This window comes from Lacinutrix sp. C3R15 (genome assembly GCF_018860825.1).
Classification (GTDB): Bacteria; Bacteroidota; Bacteroidia; order Flavobacteriales; family Flavobacteriaceae; genus Oceanihabitans.
This window is the reverse complement of sequence record NZ_JAHKPZ010000036.1, coordinates 146,811-170,596: the sequence shown is the minus strand read 5'-3', so window position 1 is coordinate 170,596 and position 23,786 is coordinate 146,811. Positions and strand designations below refer to the sequence as shown.

General features: G+C 30.9%; 22 protein-coding genes. 18 read left to right on the top strand and 4 right to left on the bottom strand.

What is annotated here, in order from left to right; translation table 11 throughout:
* The first annotated feature begins 216 nt into the window (after positions 1-216).
* The 14 genes from KO494_RS14780 to KO494_RS14715 all read left to right on the top strand — a co-directional run bounded on the left by KO494_RS14780 (position 217) and on the right by KO494_RS14715 (position 12,169).
* Positions 217-2,235 (top strand): YHYH protein, encoded by a 2,019-nt coding sequence (locus KO494_RS14780; protein ID WP_215968387.1) that lies wholly within the window; start codon positions 217-219, stop codon positions 2,233-2,235.
* A gap of 249 nt (positions 2,236-2,484) precedes the next feature.
* The gene (locus KO494_RS14775; RefSeq protein WP_215968386.1) at positions 2,485-3,360 is read left to right on the top strand and encodes an alpha/beta fold hydrolase; all 876 of its coding nucleotides are present in this window, start codon (positions 2,485-2,487) and stop codon (positions 3,358-3,360) included.
* Positions 3,350-3,844, top strand: a complete 495-nt coding sequence (locus tag KO494_RS14770) for an RNA polymerase sigma factor (protein WP_215968385.1) — start codon at positions 3,350-3,352, stop codon at positions 3,842-3,844. The genes KO494_RS14775 and KO494_RS14770 overlap by 11 nt, the downstream gene beginning before the upstream one ends.
* 2 nt (positions 3,845-3,846) lie before the next feature.
* The gene (locus tag KO494_RS14765; RefSeq protein ID WP_215968384.1) at positions 3,847-4,425 is read left to right on the top strand and encodes a hypothetical protein; all 579 of its coding nucleotides are present in this window, start codon (positions 3,847-3,849) and stop codon (positions 4,423-4,425) included.
* Positions 4,426-4,578: 153 nt separating this feature from the next.
* Positions 4,579-5,559: a hypothetical protein gene (locus KO494_RS14760; RefSeq protein ID WP_215968383.1), complete on the top strand. Its 981-nt coding sequence runs from the start codon at positions 4,579-4,581 to the stop codon at positions 5,557-5,559.
* A 176-nt stretch (positions 5,560-5,735) separates the two neighbouring features.
* Complete coding sequence (locus KO494_RS14755; RefSeq protein ID WP_215968382.1) at positions 5,736-6,989, top strand: alpha/beta hydrolase-fold protein; 1,254 nt, start codon at positions 5,736-5,738, stop codon at positions 6,987-6,989.
* Between the two features lie 253 nt (positions 6,990-7,242).
* Complete coding sequence (locus KO494_RS14750; RefSeq protein WP_215968381.1) at positions 7,243-7,665, top strand: hypothetical protein; 423 nt, start codon at positions 7,243-7,245, stop codon at positions 7,663-7,665.
* 243 nt (positions 7,666-7,908) lie between these two features.
* Complete coding sequence (locus tag KO494_RS14745; RefSeq protein ID WP_215968380.1) at positions 7,909-8,754, top strand: SDR family oxidoreductase; 846 nt, start codon at positions 7,909-7,911, stop codon at positions 8,752-8,754.
* A 13-nt stretch (positions 8,755-8,767) separates the two neighbouring features.
* Positions 8,768-9,016 carry an Atu4866 domain-containing protein gene (locus tag KO494_RS14740; RefSeq protein WP_256447839.1) on the top strand — a complete coding sequence of 83 codons (249 nt, stop codon included), beginning with the start codon at positions 8,768-8,770 and terminating at the stop codon, positions 9,014-9,016.
* A 16-nt stretch (positions 9,017-9,032) separates the two neighbouring features.
* Positions 9,033-9,947 carry an AraC family transcriptional regulator gene (locus KO494_RS14735; protein ID WP_215968378.1) on the top strand — a complete coding sequence of 305 codons (915 nt, stop codon included), beginning with the start codon at positions 9,033-9,035 and terminating at the stop codon, positions 9,945-9,947.
* Between the two features lie 243 nt (positions 9,948-10,190).
* Entirely contained in the window at positions 10,191-11,108 is a 918-nt protein-coding gene (locus KO494_RS14730) for an AraC family transcriptional regulator (RefSeq protein WP_215968377.1), read from the top strand.
* A 69-nt stretch (positions 11,109-11,177) separates the two neighbouring features.
* Entirely contained in the window at positions 11,178-11,642 is a 465-nt protein-coding gene (locus KO494_RS14725) for a hypothetical protein (RefSeq protein ID WP_215968376.1), read from the top strand.
* Positions 11,643-11,963 carry a DUF3817 domain-containing protein gene (locus tag KO494_RS14720; protein WP_215968375.1) on the top strand — a complete coding sequence of 107 codons (321 nt, stop codon included), beginning with the start codon at positions 11,643-11,645 and terminating at the stop codon, positions 11,961-11,963.
* Entirely contained in the window at positions 11,960-12,169 is a 210-nt protein-coding gene (locus KO494_RS14715; protein ID WP_215968374.1) for a hypothetical protein, read from the top strand. The genes KO494_RS14720 and KO494_RS14715 overlap by 4 nt, the downstream gene beginning before the upstream one ends.
* A 539-nt stretch (positions 12,170-12,708) precedes the next feature.
* On the opposite strand, the gene KO494_RS14710 is transcribed toward KO494_RS14715, so the two are convergent.
* From KO494_RS14710 to KO494_RS14695, 4 genes are all read right to left on the bottom strand, one after another.
* On the bottom strand, positions 12,709-13,947 hold the full coding sequence (locus tag KO494_RS14710; RefSeq protein WP_215968373.1) for a DUF1566 domain-containing protein: 1,239 nt from the start codon (positions 13,945-13,947) through the stop codon (positions 12,709-12,711).
* 157 nt (positions 13,948-14,104) lie between these two features.
* Positions 14,105-15,292, bottom strand: coding sequence for a DUF1566 domain-containing protein (locus KO494_RS14705; RefSeq protein ID WP_215968372.1), 1,188 nt, complete (start codon positions 15,290-15,292; stop codon positions 14,105-14,107).
* A 90-nt stretch (positions 15,293-15,382) separates the two neighbouring features.
* Positions 15,383-16,099, bottom strand: a complete 717-nt coding sequence (locus KO494_RS14700; protein ID WP_215968371.1) for a LytTR family DNA-binding domain-containing protein — start codon at positions 16,097-16,099, stop codon at positions 15,383-15,385.
* Complete coding sequence (locus KO494_RS14695; protein ID WP_215968370.1) at positions 16,096-17,205, bottom strand: sensor histidine kinase; 1,110 nt, start codon at positions 17,203-17,205, stop codon at positions 16,096-16,098. The genes KO494_RS14700 and KO494_RS14695 overlap by 4 nt, the downstream gene beginning before the upstream one ends.
* 612 nt (positions 17,206-17,817) lie before the next feature.
* On the opposite strand from KO494_RS14695, the gene KO494_RS14690 reads away from it, so the two are divergent.
* The 4 genes from KO494_RS14690 to KO494_RS14675 all read left to right on the top strand — a co-directional run bounded on the left by KO494_RS14690 (position 17,818) and on the right by KO494_RS14675 (position 23,750).
* Complete coding sequence (locus KO494_RS14690) at positions 17,818-18,399, top strand: hypothetical protein (protein ID WP_215968369.1); 582 nt, start codon at positions 17,818-17,820, stop codon at positions 18,397-18,399.
* 147 nt (positions 18,400-18,546) lie between these two features.
* Positions 18,547-19,035, top strand: a complete 489-nt coding sequence (locus KO494_RS14685; RefSeq protein ID WP_215968368.1) for a hypothetical protein — start codon at positions 18,547-18,549, stop codon at positions 19,033-19,035.
* 778 nt (positions 19,036-19,813) lie between these two features.
* Positions 19,814-22,102 (top strand): discoidin domain-containing protein, encoded by a 2,289-nt coding sequence (locus tag KO494_RS14680; protein ID WP_215968367.1) that lies wholly within the window; start codon positions 19,814-19,816, stop codon positions 22,100-22,102.
* Positions 22,103-22,763: 661 nt separating this feature from the next.
* Positions 22,764-23,750, top strand: a complete 987-nt coding sequence (locus KO494_RS14675) for a hypothetical protein (RefSeq protein ID WP_215968366.1) — start codon at positions 22,764-22,766, stop codon at positions 23,748-23,750.
* Positions 23,751-23,786: the final 36 nt, after the last annotated feature.

The following is a 23,786-nucleotide window of genomic DNA, read 5'->3' as shown; positions in this document are numbered from 1 at the left end:
CTTAAGCCGTGTATAATTAATGGCTGGTTCTCGCCTACTTACGAAAATCCTCGCGGATTTTATATTTAGTTTTTATTTACTAAATTAGGTGCTTAAACACGCCACTAATCATACACAACAACGTTGTAACCAATTTAACTAAACCTGTCTGAATTTACTTCCTTTTTAAATTAAACCATTTAGAAAAAAAAGTGTCTAACAAACAAAATATTTAAAATGATAAAATACTTAATATTAATGATGGTTTGCTTAGGCTCTAAACTTTTTGCACAAGAAAATAATAACCATTTAACGGCAACAATAATTGGCTCTGGCTCACCTAAATTTAATACAGAACGTTCGGGTCCTTCTGTATTGATATCCTACAAGAACACTAAAATTTTAGTAGATATGGGAAATGGTACTCAAGCCAACCTCCATAAAATTAACACCAAAATTAAAGACATTGATGGTTTTCTTTTTACACATCATCATTTAGACCATAATGAGGAGTTTGCCCCTATTTTTATTCAGTCGCTACTTGGCAGAAATAAAACAACTATTGCTGGCCCAAAACAAACAACGTCAATAATTGATAATATTATTGATATTTATAAAGAAGATATTGAGTATAGATTATCAAAATCTGGAAGAAGTTTAAAAAGTGTAAAGTCCAACTATGCAGCTAAAAACTTGACAGGAAACTCTCCACTTTATATTGGAGATATAAAAATCACATACACTGCTGTAAACCACACGATTGAAACCTTAGCCTATCGTTTTGATGTAGGTGGTGAATCTATTGTAATTTCTGGAGATTTAACATACTCCAAATCCTTACCTATTTTGGCTAACAATGCCGATTATTTAATTATGGATTCTGGTGGAGCTATTGAATTAGGAAAAAAAAGAAATGCTACAAGAAGTAACAACGATAGAAGCGGTACTAAAACTAAAGAAAAAGCACACGTAAATTTAGTAGAAAGTTCGCAAATGGCTAAAGAGGCTAATGTTGAAAACTTGGTATTAACACATTTCAACTTTACAAATGTTGATAAAGAAGCTACATCTACCGAAATTCGCAAAAACTATGTGGGCACAGTTTTATACGCTAAAGATTTGATGGTATTACCGCTAGAAAATGAGGTTCATAGTCATAACGGCATATCTCATTCGCACAATAATGAACACTTGCCAGAAATAAAGAACTCTTCCAAGGAAAAACTATTACTTCAAAACAAAGTTTCTATAACAGAAGATAAAAAAAATGATGTTCGAATTATAAAATCCAATGCTATTCCAAATCATACTGTTGGTCAATTTCCCACAAAAGGAAATCCAAACACAATTACAGAACAAAACAAAGAATATACTATTGATTTAACACCAACATTAGCGAACAAAATCACCTATGTTTATGATTTAGGAATTGATAAAGGAAGACCAAGTTATGTATTTGGTGTTGCTATTAATGGAGTGAAATTTGAGCCTTCTGCCAACGAATATTTTAGAAACATAGAAACAAATGAACCTAATCATGAATGGACACTTGAACCTTTAAGTGAAGAAGTGAACTTAGGTGAAGACTATAACAACGCTCACGTTCAACCAAATGGCGAGTATCACTATCATGGAACACCAACAGGATTGGTTGCTGATTTTGATAAAAACAAAATGACTTTAGTGGGTTGGGCAGCAGACGGATTTCCTATGTATTATAAAATGGGTTATGAAGACCCAATGGATGCAAAGAGTAAGGTTGTTCAATTAAAATCTAGTTACACATTAAAAAAAGGAGAACGACCTGGAGATGGTATTTCTGCACCAAACGGAACATATTCTGGAAAATATGTGCGTGATTACGAATACCAAAATAACTATGGTGATTTAGATGAATGTAACGGAAGAACTGGAGTAACACCAGAATTTCCAAACGGAACATATTATTATGTAGTGTCAGATGAGTTTCCTTCTGCTAGCAGATGTTTTATGGGAACACCAAGTAACGATTTTAAAATTGGAGGAGGAAGAAACCAAACACAGCAAAGGCAAAACCAACCACGACAAAGGGAAGAAAAAACAAATGAAAACACGCCTCCAAGTTTCACGAATATACTCAAAAGAATGGACACAAACAATGATGGAAAAATATCAAAATCTGAAGCTAAAGGAAATCTAAAAGAAAATTTTCAGAATAGAGACAAAAACAAAGATGGTTATATCACACAAGATGAAATGACAAGAAGAAACCAATAAAAACTGGTTACAACACCGTATATAATTTATTGCTAGTTCTAGCCTATTTGCGAAAATTCTTTCGGATTTTCTATTCGGTTTTTATTTACTAACTTTAGTGCTTAAAACACGCAACAAACCATATACAAACACGTTAGGCACAAGCACTCACGAAACCTTAAAAATCGAAATAAATAAAAAAAATAATTGAAAAAGTGTAATAAAATTACCTTTTGCTAATCTAAAGAGTAAATCATAAAAACATTTACAATGAAAAAATTAGCAATTCTATTAGTCATCTTTTTTTATCAAACAACAACTTACTGTCAATCTGAAAAATATTCTTTCAATATTGAAATTAAAGGGCAAGGGAAACCGATAATTTTAATTCCAGGATTGGCATCTTCTGGTAAAGTATGGGAAGAAACAACAGATACATTAGAGAAAAATTTTGAATGTCATATTTTGACTTTAGCAGGATTTGCTAATCAAAGTGCAATTTCACTCGAAAATGGTTACTTACCAATTATTGAAAACGAAATTATAAAGTATGTTCAGGATGAACTCAATGAAAAACCAATATTAATTGGACATAGTTTGGGTGGTTTTTTATCACTTTCAATTGCAAGTTCTCAACCTAAATTATTGAAAAAGATTATAATTGTTGACTCATATCCTTTTATGTCTTCGGCTTATAACCCAAATGCAACCGTAGAAAATGTTCTTCCACAAGCAAAAATGATGAAAGAAATGATGCTATCAACTTCTGATAGTCTATTTATTCAACAACAAAAAATGACAATGCCAACTATGATAACTGATTCCACAAATATTCAGTTAGCGAATAAATGGTCTATGCAATCAGACAGAAATACAATGGCACAAGCAATGTTTGAACTTATGACAACAGACTTAAGAGATGGTATTGAAAAAGTAAAAATACCTATCCTTTTATTTGGAAGTTGGTATGGAGCAAAAGATTACGGAATATCAAAAGAAATAGTTCAAGCAAACTATAAAAATCAATTTTCAAAAGCAGACAATTGCCAAATTATAGTTGCAGAAACAGCAAAACACTTTATAATGTTGGACGAACCTAAATGGTTTATTAATTCAGTTGAAGCATTTATAAATTATGAAGAATAAAGAACAAAAATTTAAACAAGTCTATAAACATTCAAAGGATAAAGTTTATAGGCTTTGTTTAGGGTTTATGGGAAATAAAACGGATGCTGATGATTTATTTCAAGAAGTTCTTATAAAAGTTTGGAATAATTTAGACACCTTTAGAAATGAGAGTAATATAGATACTTGGATTTACCGAATCACAACAAACACAGCACTCTTAACTCTAAATCGAAAAACCAAATTAAAAAAAAAAGAGATAGAATATCAACCCAATATTCCTCATTACGAAATTGAGATTTTGAACTCAACTGATAAAGAACAAAAAGTAAAAAAACTCTATAAAGCCATTTCATTACTTAAAGAAATAGATAGAATAATTATAGGGTTATTATTAGAGAATTGTAGTTATGACGACATTTCAAATATAACAGGATTAAAAACTTCGAATGTTGGAGTTAGAATAAATAGAATTAAAAAAATATTGAGTAAAAAACTCAAATAATTATGGAGAAAGATATTACAAATTGGCAAAACCTTTGGAAAGAAGAAAAGTCGACACCTTTAGATTTAGGTAAGTTGATTACTCATTTAAACAAAATTGAAAAGAAAGGAAAATTAGAAAGAACCATTTTACTCGTTGCTGTTCCAGTTACGATAATAGTTTTAGCAACATTACTTCCTATACTCTCAAATATTTATTATTTAATATCTATCCTCATAATTGGTTTTGGTATGATAATGATACTAATCCAATCTTATAGAAGTAAGTATAGCTTAATAAGCTATGATGCTGAATTAAATAATCATAAGTATATAAAAAACCTTATTCATAAACTAAAGCAACGAATGTTAACTACATCAAGATATATGTGGTTCTATACATTTCTATTAGTATTAGGAATAAATATAGGCTACATTGATGTTTTACAAAAATTTAATGTATCAATAACTCTAAGGATAATTATTCACGTTGTTTTCACAGTTTTAATGATTTGCGTTATGTATTATTCTATAGAAAAAAGAAAAAAAGAAAATAATAACGGAATTTTACCATTAATTGACTTTTTAGAAAATTTGAACTAAAAAATTGCCAGTGCCTAACAAAGAACTGAATTAAATTAAAGCCGTTTAAATTCATACATTTAATCATTTGATTTACTATGTCTAAAAATCCTCGTACACAAACCCGCAACGTTCCTTTCAAAAACACGTTTGCGTAATTAAAAACTAACGATAATGAAATTACTTTTAAAGGTATTGTTTTTACTCTTCATGACTATTTTTAGTACAAAATCTTTTTCACAGAAAATGGTTGAGTACTACGAACCAACAAAAAATGACAGCATAAGAATTGGTATAGGAGAAAATGATTTTTTACCTTTTATTCAAAAAGGGTATACGCTAATGCTTCCTGAAAATAAGAACATAAAAGGTGTGCTCATTTTCCTTGAAGATTCAAAGTATGACAAAAAGAACAATAGCGCAAAGCAGTTGTATACGCAAGCATCAGAAAAAGACTTTGCAGTATTGTCCGTTTCAACCAAAATTCCTCTAGATTTTTACTTTTCTAAATCATCCATGATTTCTACGCACAAGCTTATTCAAGAAGTCTTTGATAAATATCAGTTACCAAATAACAACATTTTCTTTTTAGGAGCAAGTTTAGTTGGACATAGAGCCATGCGATATATTAAATTCGTGAAAGAAAACGACTTCAAATTTCGACTTCAAATAAAAGGTATTGTCATTTGCAATTTTACGATGGATTTTACAAGAAAATGGTATCAACACAAACGTGATATAAGAATAAACCGAATTAACCTGTGGGAACCAAAATTTATAAACTATCTATTGGAAACTAACTTGAAAGGAACACCAAAAACTAATCCGGAAAATTATTACAACTTCTCATCATATAGCTATTTTGATGAAAAAAATGAAAATATTAAGATTTACAAAGACTATGCAGTTTTAGCATATATAGAACCAGCAATAAAATATAAGCTTACAAAACAATTAAGAACCTTATACGAGAATAACTCGACAGATATAGTTGGCTTTTTAGCTGAGTTGGAACTGGCTGGAAATAAAAATATAGAATTAATTGTTTTACAACCCGAAGACAATCTATCAGAAATAAAGAATACGCAGTCAACTTGGGATGCAATTAATAAAGACCTCCTAATGGATTGGGTTCAAAAGCAGGTGGAAAAATAACTACTCAAAAGCCGTATATAATTTATTGTTGGCTTCTTGCCTACTTACAAGAGTACCCACAGACTTTCTATCTGTGATTTATTTGCTAACTTTAGTACTTAAACCACATAATTAACTATATACAAAACCGTGGTGCATTATGAAAACCAAAATAAGAATAATAAAAAGACAATAACATGTCCAAAGAATTAAAAATAGTATTGATAGTAGGATTCATTATTTTCTTTCAACAATTTGTAAAAGCTCAAGAAAACCAAGATCAAAAGTTTTTACACAAAGTAGGTGTTTTAGATAGTCTCTATTCCAAAATATTAGACGAGTCAAGACAAATTTATGTGCAATTGCCTGCCAGTTATACTCCTGAGAAAAGTCAAAAATACCCTGTAGTATTTATTTTAGATGGAGAAATGTTTCTTCCTATAGTAAATGATGTGCAAAATTTTTATAGTGGTGGTTTTACACCAGAAATGGTAATGGTCGGTATCTCGAATGAGACACATAGAGTAAGAGACCTAACCACTTCAATTATAACTACTAAATACGGAATGCCTTTTAGCGAAAAAAACGGAGAGGCTTACAATTTCAGGAAGTTCATTGAGACAGAACTTATTCCTTTTGTAGAAAACAAATATCCGATTACCAATTACAGAACGCTGATTGGTCATTCATATGGAGGTTTGTTTACTATTTCCACACTAATTAATCAACCTGATTTATTTGCTAACTATTTAGCCATCGACCCAAGCCTGGATTGGGACGACCAAAAGCTATTGAAAGATGCAAAAAAAATAATTGCTACCCAGAATTACAAAAACAAAGCTTTATTTATGTCGTTAAGTGGACAATTACATATGCAAAACTCGCAAATAACAATAGACAATGTAATGCAGGATACAACAGATTTTACATTGTTTTCCCGTTCTAATATTGCCTTTTCAAACATGGTAAAACAAAATACCAAAAACGGATTATCTTTTGAATGGAAATTTTACCCCAGAGATATACATGGTACAATTCCTTTTCCATCTATCATGGACGGGTTAATTTCACTTTTTGAATGGTATCAAATGGAAAATACTGATAAAATAAATTCATTTGATACGACAAAAGAGGAGCTTTTTAGTATTATAAAATACAGAGAAAAGAAGCTCAAAAAACATTTTGGTTATTCTAAGCCACCTTATCCGGAAGAACTTTTAAATATGTCAGGTTATATGAATATGGATATGCAACAACCTGAAAAGGCGAAAATGTACTTTGAACTTGCCACTGAGTATTATCCTGAAAGCGCAAATGCTTATGATTCTATGGCTGATTACTATGAAACACAAGGCGACTTTACTAATGCAATTAAATATATTACTAAGGCTTTTGAATTAAGTGGCAGCGATTTTTACAAGAAAAGAATCGAGGAACTTAAAAATAAATAACGGAGGCTAACATTTTGTATAAGTAAAAGCTGGTAAAGTGCTAAACATCGAGAATCCTATCCCTGTCAAACTACGTAGTGTTTTGAGCAGGAAAGACCCACGCCCTCTGCCACTACTCATACAGTTTACCATTGTCTGCAATACTGCCCCATCCTGAAATAAGGATTAAAAATTAACTTTATGTTAATCATTTAAAACTATAAGCATTAATTACTAGCATTGAATTAAGTTAAATTTGATAAAAATTAGAATTATGAAATATCTAAGGTTTATTATTTTAGCGCCGTTTTTAATGGCTTTTCAATGTGAAAGTGATGACCCATCTTCTTTTGACAACCTTGAAGCTACCGGTTTATTAGGTCGATGGGAAATCCAAGATGAAATCATTAATGGCTCTATTTCAGATATGACTCCAAAGTGTTGTGAATTTTTAGAGTTCAATCTAGACGATAACATCAAAGATACTATAGGATTTTTAACTTATACAGATTCACAAGATGTAGTAAATATTGGTGTTTTTGAAGTTGAATTAAACAACCAATCGATAATATTTACTGATGAAGAATCTGATGAATTTACATTTGAATTTGAAGTAGATGATGTGCAACAAAATCTTACATTAGACTTTACTAAAGACGGAACAAATTACATACAGACTTGGGTTAAAATAGAATAAAAACGAAAGCACTACAACGTGTATAATTTATTGCTAGTACAAGCCTACTTAGGAAATCCTCGCTAATTTTCTTTGTCAGTAATTATTACTTAACCACACAAGAAACCATAAACAATCTCTTTAACAGTAAATATGACCAAAAATCACCAGATAAGGTAGATTTGACTATACCATTCTTAGATTTGGAAAAGTGAAAAACACTTTAATGAACCAATTTTGTATCATCAATTAAAATCAAAGAATATGAACACAAAAAAAGTATGGTTTATTACAGGAGCATCAAAAGGTTTAGGATTAATATTAACAAAAAAGCTTCTTTTACAAGGGTATAATGTTGCCGCTACCTCAAGAAACAAACAATCTTTAATTAAAGAAATTGGAGAAGAAAATGAAAATTTCTTACCAATTGAAATGGATCTAACAGAAAATAAAAATGTCAAGAAAGCTATTGAAATTACGATTAGTCATTTTGGTAGCATTGATGTTTTAGTTAACAACGCAGGTTACAGTCAAATAGGAACATTAGAAGAGCTTACTGAAGAAGAAGTGATAGGTAATTTTAAAGTAAATGTGTTTGGCTCTCTAAACGTCATTAGAAATGCTTCACAATATTTACGCAAACAAAAATCTGGACATATTTTTAATATAGCTTCTATAGGTGGTTATACAGGTAATTTTGCAGGTTTTGGCATTTATTGTTCTACAAAATTTGCTGTTGCAGGTTTTACAGAGGCATTAGCCGAAGAAATGAAATCATTTGGTGTACACACAACCTTAGTATATCCTGGTTATTTTAGAACCAACTTTTTATCAGCAGGTTCTGTTAAAACACCTAACAATCCTATTGATGAATATAAATCTGCTCGTGAAATGGAACAAGCACATTTAAAAGAGATTGATGGAAATCAACCTAATGACCCCGAAAAAGGAGCTGAAGTATTAATCGCTTTAAGTAAACAAGAAAATCCTCCTGTACATTTTTTTATGGGAGACGATGCTTATCATTATGCTAAATTAAAAATAGAGACAATTCAGAAAGCGATGAAAGAAAATAGAACTTTAGGAACCTCTACAGGGTTTAAAAATTAAATTTTTCAAGCAAATGACGATAGAAGCATCAAAACAATATATTGGAATGTGGGTAACAAAAGATGGAAATATCCGTCACGAATTATTGCCAAACAATCGATATGACGAAGCGAGAGGAAATAAAAAAAGTGCTTATCAAGGAAGTTATCAAATAACAGGAAATCATATTGACTATAAAGACGATACAGGATTCACAGCAGATGGAGAATTCAGAAATGGAATCCTTTATCACGCAGGAATGGTGCTACATAAAGAAAATTAATTCATACATTTAAATAATGAAAACGATACATCAATTTAAATCTATAAGTGAATTTCATAACTATAGTAATTTACCTAAACCAGAACATCCATTGATTAGTTTAGTAGACTATAGCAAAGTTAATTACCCTACAGATTCTGATAAAATTAAATGGATGCAGGATTTTTATTCTATTGGTTTAAAACGAAATGTAAGTGAGAAATTTAATTACGGACAACAAAAATATGATTTTGATGAAGGGGTATTTTCATTTATTGCTCCAAAACAAATGTTGACAATTACAATAAATCAGAACATTAAAGTAAATGCGTCTGGGTGGCTTCTTCTTATCCATCCAGACTTTTTTTGGAATACACCTTTAGCTAAATCTATTAAAAAATATGATTTCTTTGGTTATGCTGTTAATGAAGCACTTTTCCTTTCTGAAAAAGAAGAGCATATTATCATTGACATTTTAAAAAATATACAGAGAGAATATCAATCTAATATTGACAAATTCAGTCAGAATATTATCATTTCACAAATTGAATTATTACTCAATTATGCAGAACGTTATTATGAACGACAATTTATTACAAGAAAAATTAGTAATCATCAAATTCTTATAAAACTAGAACAAATACTAAATAACTATTTTAATAATAGTGAAACACTTATGAATGGAATTCCTACGGTCATTCAAATTGCAAATGATTTAAATCTTTCTCCTAATTATTTAAGTAGCCTATTAAAAATAAATAGTGGACAAAGTACACAACAGCACATTCAGAATAAGATAATTGAAAAAGCCAAAGAGAAATTATCAACTACAGAATTAAGCGTGAGTGAAATTGCTTTTGAATTAGGCTTTGAATATCCTGCTTCATTTAGTAAACTGTTTAAAAGTAAAACTAATGTCTCCCCTATTGCATTTAGACAATCTTTTAATTGAATAAAAAGTACTACTACTCACAAAGCAAAATAATCATAGGTTTTCTATAATTTAAGAATGTTTAGTACTTAAAAATTACTATTTTAGTTATCGCAACAATACGTAACGTTTGTTCTTCTGAGTCGCACACAGCTCTTAGTAATTTGCAACTAAGAAGATAATGAAAAACTTGTCGCTGCTGCCCGCATAGTGCTGCGCTAAACACAACAATTATTATACAAAACATCCTGCCTCATCAAACAAATGCAATCTGAAATAAAAACATACAATTCTGTAGATTTTCGAAAAAAATACTTTAACGAAAGTCCTGAATTAGACAAGCTTTTTAAAAAAAGCGTGGAAGATTTCTTTTGTTTAAAAAATGAGGATTTGATTGAAAGTGTACTCAAACCAATTAATCCTTCAAAAGAAGAAAGTCATACCATAATTTTTGTAACAGAAGGTTCATACAAAACTAAAATTGGTTTTAAAAAATACACGATTACACCAAATACTATTGTAGTGCTTCAAGCTGGAGCCGTTTTCTCTACAGAACAAATTTCTAAAAACCTCAAAGGGTTTACGTGTCATTTTCATCCAAATATACTCATTGGAAAGTTTGGAAATCGCTCATTAATTTCTGACTTTGAATTTCTAAACACAGGAAGTCATCCAATCATAAAGGTATCTAGCTTATTTTCAAAAAAATCTATTTTAAGAATTTTAGAAAGGTTGACTTTTGAATTTAAAGGAGACGAAACCCCAAATCCAGATATTATTCATTCATACTTATATACATTACTTACCGAATTGAAAATAATATTTGGTGAAAGTAATTTAGTTAGTCATAAAGCATCATACCAAATCACTTCTCAATTTCGGTTATTGGCTCACAAAAAAGCTAAAGAGAATTTAAAAGTAACCGACTTTGCTAAAATGATGAATATTAGCCCTAATCATTTAAATAAATCTGTAAAAACCATCACTTCTAAATCTGCTTCTGAAATCATAAACGAAGCTAAACTTATTGAAATTAAATACCTACTCTATCAATCTAATTTATCGATTAGTGAAATCTCTTATGAAATGGGATATTTAGACGCCTCTTACTTTACGAGGTTCTTTAAAAAAAATGAAAACATCTCGCCCACAGAATTTAGAAAAATGATTGAAAAATCCTAAGTATAGCATAAAAATTTCTATTTCTTATTTAGATAAACATAGACATTTGTAGCTTCAAATTTAAAGTTTATGTATTCAACTATTTTAACACTTCATTCGGTATTTAGGTGGCTTGTTCTTTTAACATTATGTTACGCCATATTTAGAGCCTATAGAGGCTACAAGTCGCAATCTATCTTTTCTAACCTAGACAATACAGTTAGACATTGGACAGCAACTATAGCTCACATACAACTTATAATAGGAATACTAGTTTATACAAAAAGTCCGATTATTACATATTATTTCTCTGATTTTAAAACTTTAATTTTGGAATGGGAGTTAACTTTTTTTGGTCTTTTTCATTCTATTTTTATGATGGTAGCCATAGTTGTTATCACAATAGGTTCAGCAAAAGCAAAAAGAAAAAAAACAGATGTAGAAAAATTTAAAACAATGCTTGTTTATTTTTCACTGGCTTTACTCCTTATATGCATAGCTATTCCTTGGCCATTTTCTCCATTAGCTAACAGACCATATATAAGACCATTTTAGATGATATCCTTTTTTAATTCAAATATTGGTAGGCTAAGAGTATTGGCTCTTCTAGAAGGACTTTCCTTACTTGTTCTGGTTTTTATAACCGTTCCGCTGAAGCAATTTTACGGAATTACGACACCATCTACAATTTTAGGTCCTATTCACGGTATACTATTTTTACTTTTTGTTTTCAATACACTAAGTATTGGAACGGAGTATAAATGGAAATTTAGAACAACCACTTGTAAAGTTTTGATTGCTTGCTGTATTCCATTTGGCACATTTTATATTGACCACAACATACTTAAACCATTACATAAAAAAATACATCTATGAATATGTACATTTTTAAGACTTCTATAGAACCACAAGATATTCGTATTGTTAACTCGATACTTAGAGCTATTATACCTTCCTGTATTTGGACTTTTGATTTAGAGGATTGTGACAGAATTTTAAGGATAAAAAGTAATAAAAACATAAATAAACTAGTATGCTTTCACCTTAAAATAGACGGGTTTCAATGTGAGGAATTACAATAAAGGTTGTGGGTAACACTATATATAATTTATTGCTTGCTACTCGCCTACTTACAAAAATCTATCCGGATTTTCTTTTAGGTTTTTATTTGTTAACTTAGTTACTTATCAAAGCAATTAACCTTATACAAACACATTATAGTCATTTGAGAAAACCAATGAACATGATTATTATTATCAAGTTACCCTATCACTCCTACAACAAGACCACCTGTAGAAAACGATCTATTATCTACACTTGGTAATTTTCCTAAAAGCAATAAGTTCTTGTTTTATGAAAAATAATAACTCCCAAAGAACTATATATTAGGAAGACGACCATGTTTTTACATCTACTCCTAAAGAATCAATAAGATGCGTCGTTTTATCTCCTATATAGGAATATAACACATAACCTTCTGTAATATTAGATATTAACCCCATATCTATTTCTGCTTCACTACGTTATACCTCATCCTATTCACAAGCACAAACGACACACAATATAACGAGGAATAACGCTATATTTAAACATCTTATTTTCATCTTTATTTTTTAAAAAACTAGTTAGCGTCTCGTACACATCTTATAAAATTATACACCTTTCTTATATCGCCTTGTGGACCAAATGTATCAGGAAAATCATCTGTGCTACCCGCTTTCGGGTCGTTACGTTGTGCTCCTGCACCATGTACATCTAATAATTGACCGTTCATTTCGCCTTCAGCTTCTCCAAAACAAAAATAGACGGCATCGGTATAAGGTGTTGGTCCGTCTTGTAAAGGAGAGCTTGCCCAATAATAACCGTATTGCCCAGAATTACCGTTATAATCTAAAATTGGTGTACATGTAAATAAGGGATCAATAGCAGGAGAATTTGTGGTTTGTGGCGACCTTGTATAGTCTACAATACTCTGTATTTCTTTAGCATTAGGCATTCTCCAATCATCATGACCTCCCAAGCTTAGTGATTCTGCATAAGCTAAGCCATTTTCCCAATCGTAAGTTTCACCATTATCTGCTTGTTGCCACATTAATCCTGTGGCATGATCTGTAATGGTGCCATCTCCATTATCTGTAAAATTATTTTCACCATAAGCTTCATTTCCTCTTACCATTCTAAAATACATAGTATTTGGTGCTCCTGTTTCAGGATCATATTTTGGATACCCTTTTAATCGACCATCCACAAAATTATATCCAAAAACCGCTTCATCTCCATTCATGGTAAGTCCTACATATTCAGTAATAGACCAAGTTTGCCCATCAATCTCTCGTTCTCCTATAGACTCATCTCCTATAGGTTGGTCAAAATAATTAACATCAATAAACATATCTACAGCATCATCACCAAAACAACGTCCTGTAAAATTAGCTAAAGAATATAGCTCTTTAATCGTTGGTATTCTCCAATCGGAATAATCTCCTAAATTAAAATCTTCTACCAATACTACAGCATCTGCATAAGACATCTTATCACCCATATCTTGTTGCCACATTAACCCGGTAACATTATCGGTTACTGTACCATCTCCGTTATCTGTATACGAAGGCTGATTTCCATTATATGTGGCATCTTGACCATAAAAAGCGTCGCCTTCATTGGGTTCTGATAGGATAGCATCATTGCTATAAAAATCTGAGACGCCTGTGTCTACAATAGTATACGTAAGCTCTGTAATTACTGTATCTCCTCCTCCATCTTCACTGCTCTCAGCTGTATTAGCATCATCATCTGAACAAGAGATAATAGAAAAAAGACCCAGTAGACTCAATGTTATTTTTAAATATTTAAAATTCATATATTTTGTTTTAAGTTATTATTTATAATTCAAAGGTCATTAATCAAAGTGTTTTAAAAAAAAGGTATCAATAGAATTTGGTATGCAATCAATGAAAAGCAATTAAGATTATAGTTTTAAGGCAAAGTCTACTTTTAAAGCTTCAGTAAACGAAAAATTACATTTTAATATTACGTACGCTTCTCACATAATTGTACACATAGCGTACATCGCCTTGCGGACCAAAATATTTTGGATACTGATTTTTATTACCACTTTTAGGATCACTTCTTTGACATCCTGCTCCGTGTACATCCATCAACTGGTTTCTCATTTTTCCTTGACCTTCGCCAAAGGCGATATAGACAGCTCCAGATGCTGGGTTTACACCATCTAAATGCGTTGTACTCGTCCAGAAGAACGGATATTGGCCAGATTTTCCTTCTGGATCTTTAATTTCAGTTGTAGAAAAAACAGGGTCTATTGCAGGAGAATTTGTGGTTTGTGGCGATCTAGAATACTCTACTATACTTTGTAATTCTTTGGCATTAGGCAAACGCCAATCTGTATGACCTGCAAGCTCTAAATCTTCTGAATAGGCTAAAGATGCTTCCCAATCTCTTGCTTTACCATCATCTGCTTTTTGCCACATTAGTCCGGTTGCGTAATCACTTACGGTACCATCTCCATTATCGATAAAATTATTTTTTCCGTAGTCTGTATTTCCTCTAACCATACGGAAATACATAGCATTTGCTGTTCGTTTTCTTTTATTAACTTTAGGATAGCCTTTTATTCGTCCATCAATAAAATTAACTCCGAATATTGTGGCATCATTTCTCATGGTTTTCCCAACATATACTGTTGAAGACCACGTTTGCGCATCAATTTCACGTTCTCCAAGGCTTGTATCTCCCAAAGGTTGATTAAAATAATTAATATCAATAAATAGCTTGTTGGATTTTGCACCTTTAACCTGACCAGTAAACAGAATTAAAGAATACAACTCTTTGATTGTGGGTACTCTCCAGTCGTTATAACCTCCTAAGGTAGATTTTTTTGCTTTTTCTATGGCTTCTTCCAGTGTCATTTTGCCTCCCATATCCTGTTGCCACATCAAGCCTGTAATGTTATCTGTTATCGTGCCATCACCATTATTAGCATATGAGGGTTGGTTTCCGTTATAGTTGGCATCTTGTCCATAAAATGCATCGCCTTTATTGGGTTCTGAAACAACACTATTATTACTATAAAACGTTTGAACACCTGTATCTACAATAGGATATGTTATTTGTGCTACTGCAGAATATCCTATGGATAAGCAGATACTTAATGTTGCAAACCTCCTTTTTATACACGTTTTCATAATCTTAAATATAATCTACATCAAAGATCTGTATTTATATATTGAAAAAAGAACAAAATCAATAGAAGGGCATTTTCTATCAATGAAATTTTAGTTAAAGAAATTAGTATTCAAAAACCTTTTAAAAGCTTCCTGATACGTATCACTAACTACAATAGACTCTTTTTGGTTATAAATGATTCTATTCCGCTCGACGGTAACAATGTGATTGAGGTTAACAATAAAAGAACGATGAATACGCATAAAATGCTCCTTGGGTAAAATTGCTTCTATATTTTTAAGGCGAACTAAGGTTTTTACAGGTTCATCATGTATTAAATTTATAGAAACATACTCTTTTTGCGCTTCGAGGTATTTAATGTCTTTAAAATGGATTCGAATATGTTGCTGACCAGATTTTATAAATAAAAACTCATCCTTCTTTTTGATTTCGGTTGCAAACTGTCTTTCTTTATTAATTACATCTGCTGCTTTATTGGATGCCATTAAAAAATCAACATATTCAATAGGTTTTAGTAAATAATCTACGGCATTTACTTTATAACCATCAATAGCATATTCACTATAAGCCGTGGTGAAAATTATTCTTGGAGGATGTTCTAAAGATTTAGCCAACTCCATGCCGTTTAAATCAGACATATGAATATCCAAAAACAATAAATCAACAGGGTTTTCTTTTAAAAAACCACTAACCCCTAATACATTGGTAAATTTCCCTTTAAGTTGAAGAAAAGGCGTTTGCTCTATATAAGACACAATTTGTCTAAGCGCTAAAGGCTCGTCGTCTACAGCTATGCAAGTTATCATATTGGTATTTTTATAGTTGCAATATATATATTTTCATGCTCTGTATATGTAAATACGTAGGCGTCATTATATAATAACCTTAAACGCTTCTCAGTATTTTTTATACCAATTCCTGATTTTTCAACGGATTTTAATTTTTCGTGTACACTGTTTTGAATGGTAAATTGAAGTTCATTTTCATGAATACTTAGGTTAATATCTACAAACGAGTTCTGCTCATAACTAATACCATATTTAAAGGCGTTCTCTAGTATATTAGTAAATAATAATGTTGGAATAGAAATTTTTGGCGGATTTTCAGGCAAATTCAATTGAATCTTAACATCTTCATGAAAACGCAATTTCATAAGCTCTACATAACTCTCTATAAATTTAATTTCTTTGGTTAATGGTATCGGTTTATCGCTAGATTCATATAACAAATGACGCATTAAAACAGATAATTTTCCAATGCTACGTTTGGCTTCTTTGGTGTCAAAATCCACCAAGGCGTGAATATTATTAAGGGTATTCATTAAAAAATGGGGACTCACCTGATTGCGTAAAAAAGCCAATTCATTTTTAATGTTTTCTTTTTCTACTTCTGCCTTTTGTTGTTGTATTTCCGCCCATTTTACAGAGGTTTTCATGCCTGTATCAAAACCAACCAACAATATCGATAACAGGATTAAATTAACATATGGCGGATAGGTTCCGTCATCAGCTCGTGGTTCAAAACCCCTTTGTGGATGAACTGTTTTAGTTGAATTTGGAAATTGAAGTCCCACGCGCTTTTGTTGCGGATTTATACTTTGAGAAGGCAATTCTTCACGAAAGGAAATTGAACCAATTACAGTTAGCCCAATGACTATAATTACCGATAATAGATATAGAAACTTCTTATTTTTAAATAATAACAAAGGAGTTAATACAAATCTGTTTACACAGAATATAGTCAACAGTGGTAAGTAATCAATCCAAACGTTAAACAACACATTCCATCGAATAGCATGACTATTAATCCATTGATAAAAAAGCGGTAAAATAAATAGTAATATCCAAAATAAAAAGATAAATGTTGTCTCAAAAAAACGAGAAGCTTTTTTATTTAAGATTTTTTTATTCATTATACTAAGATACATTTAAATGGAAGCTAATTAGAAAAATCAAAAGTGTCTATTCTATCTGTAGTATTCAAATATAATCAATAGAAAGTTGATTTGAATCAATGAAAAATTAAAATACTTCTGTTAAAAAGTTATACTGTTATAACTCATAAGCAGTAGTACCCTTTGCAGAATATATTGCACAATAACGCTGCGTGATTAAAATAAAGAATAATAATCGTTTACTAACAAAAATAATAGCCTGTTGCCTCCATAACAACTATAGCTGTTTTAGGAAATGATTTTAAAATGCTTTTAAAGCTTTTTTCATCATTTTTTAATTGGGTGTGTCCTATCGTTTTGCAATACACATCAAAGACATTTTTACTAATGTCTATACCATATTTTTTTATCTTTATTCATAAGAACTGATTTAGGAAAGGGCACTCTACTTAGTTTTCAACAACTTAAAACCGATATCTAGGTCTCACAGAACTGAACAAAATTTATAGCCAACTTGTAAAAATTCTCGAAGACTTTCTATCTGTGATTTATTTACTAACTTTAGTACTTAAAAACGTAACGAAATCATGCACTAGACCCTTATAGTACATTTCAGAAAAACCAATGAACATGACTGAAAAACTCAAAAATAAAACGGAATTGGCATACAAAACATGCTTTATAATGGGATTGGTTTTATTTCTAATTGGTCAGATTATAATGTCAAAAGGAAATGATTTTGTGTATGCTCAAGAACCAATTGATTTTGCGCATTGGTTTTTGTTAGTTGGAGTAGTATTACTAATTCCTCAAGTTGTTTCTTTCCCTAAAAAAATCTTTAGCCTATTTGGAATTCCTTTAACTTTAATAGGGATTACTTGTATTATTGGAATGTGTGTATTGGACTTCATTTGGTGGAGCTTTCCTAATGAAGAAATGCGTAATGAATTCACTAATCATATTTCAAAAGTTCCATCAATTTGGAAACCTTTTATGACCATAGGACCAAGCTCTAAAGTTTTCAATCTTGGCTTATTAATTTTAAGCTTTAATTACTTTCATAATAATAAAACAGGAATAGTAATTATTTTAATCGCTAATCTAATTTTATGGCATATCATCCCCTTGCCTTATCGACTTATTATTGGATATGCGATAACTCTAATTGGTTTTAGTCTAATTTTAGTTAAAAGTAGAAATAAAACATGCTAGAACAACGTTCATAAAGCATTGCTAGTTTTTATCTACTCGTAAAATCCTACAAATTCCCTCTGGTTCATTTATTTTTGCTAAATTAGTTACACAAACACACAACAACCTAATAATCAGATGCTTTATACGCAATTAAAACTAATCAATATGAAAAATTTAAAATCACTTTCGTTATTAATGGTCATATTATTTTGTATTTTAATTGGGTGTAAAATTGACAAAAAAACAGAACTTGTATCAAAAACTTCTGATTCAGAACTTACTGCACTAATAACAAAACAAGTGGATAGTCTTTATTCCGTTTATGAAAGATTTGATTACGATTGGATTGAATTTTATGCTGACAATTATACAGCCATCTATCCTGATTCACCTATTCAACATTTGACTAAAGATTCCTTAATAATACAATGGGAAAAGATTTACGCTAAATATGACGTAAAACTCATTCATCGTGGAAGACCTACCATCATACCATCAGAAGATATGGCTATTTCGTATAATACTTTTAACGAAATATTTATTAATAAAGAAAGTGCTGATACTATCAAGAATGTTGGAACTTATATTGTCAATTGGAAAAGACAATCAGATAATTCTTGGAAAATTGTATTTGAGACTTTACAAAATCATTAAAAGACAAACTTAAGATGTGTATAATTCATTGCTTTATTAAGCTTACTTGTTAATGTTTGCTAAATCTCCCCAAATGCCCTTAAAAGGTCCTGGATTATAGGGAAAATGCTCTGTAGGATCACAATATAATTTTACATCGCCATATAGACACTTATACAGATGCACATTCTATTTTTATAAGGTGTAACAAAATATTGCATAAAGGTTATGGTTATTTTAGTGGTGTAATAGTTGATATCTTTTTTGATTATTTTTTAGCTAAAAACTGGAAAGCTTACTCTAACACTCCTTTAGATTATATGTCTCGGATTTCTATAAAAATCTCACCCAAAACATAGTTAACATACCTCCTAGATTTCAAACTTTAACACCTATTATGATTAAAATAATTGATTACTTAGCTACGCTAGCATTAAAGGCATTCAGAAAGTTTTAAATGGAAGGAACAAAAGAACAGAAGGAAGTTCTAAAATGAATGAAGCAACTAAAGAATTTTATGAGGACTTTGAAGAAGACTTAATGGAATTTAGTCGCTTAAAACGAATAGAAATAAAATCAATTCGAAATATAAAGCTCATTTATTACAAAACTTAAAAAAATTAAAATTTAATTAGTCTCATTATTTTTACCAAAAATTGTAGATACAATAATATAAGGGCATTTATTTACTATATCTACAAATACCATCACAACACAAGTCATTTTTCATGTTTTTAACAAAAAAAAGGTGCTATTTTCAATATATTTAGCTTTTTTTTATAACAAATTAACCCTAATTATGACTAAAATATTTACCCCTTTATTATGCTTTCTCTTGGCTTTTTCAGCTAATATGTTCGCACAACAAATTGATCAATCAAACTATTCGGTAGAAGCATACAGTAGTGATAACAACAGTACACCTGTAACAAACGCTTTTGACGGAAACACTTCTACCTATTGGGCTATTTATAATGCTGGTGGATTTTCACTACCGGCATATGTTGAAGTTGATTTAGGAGCAACTTATGATGTAAATGGATTTGGCTACACACCTAATGCAAATAACCTAGAAAGAAAAGCCGTTGGATATGAAATTTATCTTAGTACTGATGGATCAACGTGGGGAAATCCTGAAAGTGTAGGTGATTTTGTTTGGGCAGACCTTTCAGATGTAGCACAGAAAAATATAACTTTCGGAGCTGTATCTGCAAGATATGTAAAAGTTGTATACACATCAAATAATAGTGATGCAACAGATAATACCCATACAGCAGAACTTATTTTTTATGAAAGTTCTACGGGATCTACGCAAGAAAATCAAACCATAGCCTTTGATCCTGTAGAAAATAAAAGTTCTACGGCTCCACCTTTTGCTATTTCAGCTTCAGCAAGCTCTGGTTTAACAGACATTACTTATAGCGTTGAATCTGGACCTGCAACAATCAGTGGTAACACTGTGACTTTAACTGGTGCACCAGGGACGGTTACCTTAAAAGCCGAACAAGCAGGTGATACTAATTATTATCCCGCTGAAGCATATCAACAATTTGAAGTTTTAGACCTTAGCACATATTACCCTACAGTTTCAACACGACTAACGGAAGACTATTCTTTAGATATGCCTTCTTTTTATGCATATCCTATCTATGTAACATCTTCAATAGAAGAGCCAGATTTTATGACAATAGATTACGTAGAAATTTCAGTTGATGGAAACCCTATAACCGTTGTTGGAGAAGAAGGTTTACATTATGGTCTATGGACACCAACATCATATGGTACAAAAACTGTAAATATAACGGCATTTGGTACTAACGGCAACAGTACTACAATTACAAGAAATATAAATGTTACTAATGTTATTAACACTCAAAATGTGCAAACAATGGAAGACGTGGTAATAGAAATTGGTACTGAGAATAGTCAGTTTTATTATGGTTCACATACCTTACCTCAGCATATTGGTAGCTACAATCAAATTATTGCAAATTTAACTGTAGAATGTCCGTCTGATGATGGAGATTGTGATGATTGGGATCGTAGAGCTAACATTGATGTAATGGGACCTGATGGTAACTGGATACAAATCATTCGTTATATCACACCTTATGGAGTTGGTTGTAATCACACCATAGATTTAACAGATTACGCTAGCTTGCTTCAAGGAGAAGTAGAATTTAGAATGTATATTCAGACTTACGGAACGGGAGGTTGGCAAATATCTTTAGATTTTGACTTTATACAAGGTACTCCAACCTACTTATATTCAAACATCGATGAATTGTGGGACGGATCATGGGATTTTGGAGACCCTAGCAATTTACAACCAGTTGATGTAATAAACTACACTTACAATTCTAACATTTTAAGTTCTCACTTACGCTTATCTACTACAGGTCATGGTTGGGGAAGTAACAATACAAGCAATGCTGCAGAATTTTATAACGCTACGCATTATATAGATGTTGATGGTGTACCAAATTATACGCAAAATTTATGGAATACATGTAATCCAAATCCTGATAACTGCACAGGACAACTAGGCACATGGACCTACAGCAGAGCCGGATGGTGCCCTGGAGCTATTTCTCCTCCTGATATTATTGACATGACATCACAGATTGCTAATGGCACTGTAGATTTTAGCTATAGATTTGACCCAACTTACCAAGATTATTGTCACCCAAACAATCCTAATTGTGTTACTGGAGTTACTTGTGATGACTGCGACGATGGCTTTAAAGCCCAATATGTTATAGATGGTCAACTTATAAACTTTAGTAATACACCTTTAATACAAGGAACACTTGGTATAGAGGAAATAAATAACACATCTACGTATGAATTATTAGCATATCCTAATCCAACTACTGGAATATTTCATATATCTAGCACAAATGCTATTGGTAAATCTGTAATGCACATACAAAGTGTTTCTGGTGAAGTAATTAAAAGTTATTATTTAAATTCTGCTGCAGAATTAAATAATAAAACTTTTGATTTATCTTCAGTAGCTTCAGGAGTCTATTTTATTAGTATAGAAAACAATGCTGGTCAAGGAAATTTAAAACTTATAATACAATAAAAAAATAGTAGATACTATTTTTAAATTCTAAAAACATCGTTAAGATTCGTCTTAACGATGTTTTTTTATGTTTTTTTTAATCATTACATACTCTCTAATCCATTTAAAGCTTACAATAAAACAATACTAGTTTTCTTTTCTTTCTTTACTTTCCGTACTTAAACTTAGTACTCTTATAACCACAACAAAAATACTTTCACATATTAAGCTGAAGGTTGTTTTAATAACAATTCGTTATGGCTTGTAGTCCCTTACAAAGTATTTGATGCTGGCGTAGAGCGGCGACTTGTAACCACTAAAGATAACAAAAAAGCCCTTTTGGTTACTTATACATCAAGCGGTTCTACAACCAGAGATTCCTATTTATAAATAAAATAAATGATAGAATAATAGACAGATTAATCGATGTAAATACAGGATATTTTCGAAGAAAAGGAACATTAAACCGATTAATAAAAAGAAAAAATATTTTGGAAGATGAATCTTATGGATGCGTAAATTAATAACTAGGTACAACACTCTATATATTTTATAGCTAGTTCTAGCCTACTTACAAAAATCCTCTCAGATTTTCTATTCCATTATTATTTGCTAAATTTAATCCTTATATACATTAGCGCATTTTAACGAATTATAATTCTTGTTAAAAATTTATTTAAAAATGATTAAACAAATACTCTTAACACTATTCATTTTTGGTACAAACTTATTTTATGCTCAAACTTTTGACGATAAAAATATTTCACAATTAGAAGAGCTTAAAATTAAGGCAGCAACTAGCGAAAAATATGAACTTGCAGCTAAATACAAAAAAGCCATAGAACTTAAAACGGCAATAGAATTGGCTGTAAAAGAAGAAGATTATGAGAAAGCGAATCAGTTAAAAAATGAATTAATAGGTCTTAACCCAAAAAACACATCCGATAAAGAAAACATTAAATTTATTTTTGATGACACTATCGGAGAATTAGACTGTAAGGATAACAATTGGAGAACAAAAAATTTAAGCAAAACACATGCTAGATTTTATGGAGATCGTGCAAATGAAGTACATATAGCTGACCATATAATTTATTACGGAGTTGACATCACGTATAGCAAATTAATAGACAGGAAAAATCTTGGTAACGGAAAATCGATATTAGATGATAAAGCAGATCATTTTAACGATTACTTTAATAAATTAATTACAGTTAAAGATCTGCAACGCTGGATGAAAAAACCAGGCATGTTAAAAGGTACAGATATATTTAGCAATTATAAAGCTATGAATATGGATAACTTTGTAATCGATAAAAACTATTGTCTTTCTTTTTCAGACATTAAAACCATAATTAAAGGCTATAGCTTAAAAGAAAAGAATGGCATTGGAATGGTTATTAATATTGCTAATTTTAATGAAAACTTTAGTGAAGGAAAACTGAAAGCATTTATTTCATTATATATTACTTTTTTCGATATTGATACTAGAGAAATATTATATGCTGTTGAAGCTACTGGTCTCTCTAATATACCTACAGCATTTTGGCACAAAAAATTTGCTATAGGTGCTAATTTAGCTGTAAGAAATTTATTTATAGATCAAATATACCTTCAAGGTATTACGTCTACAGATCAATTACCCGAGAAATTTAGATTAGATAATTAATTACGTATTCTAACATGTTTATAAAAAAAATAATAT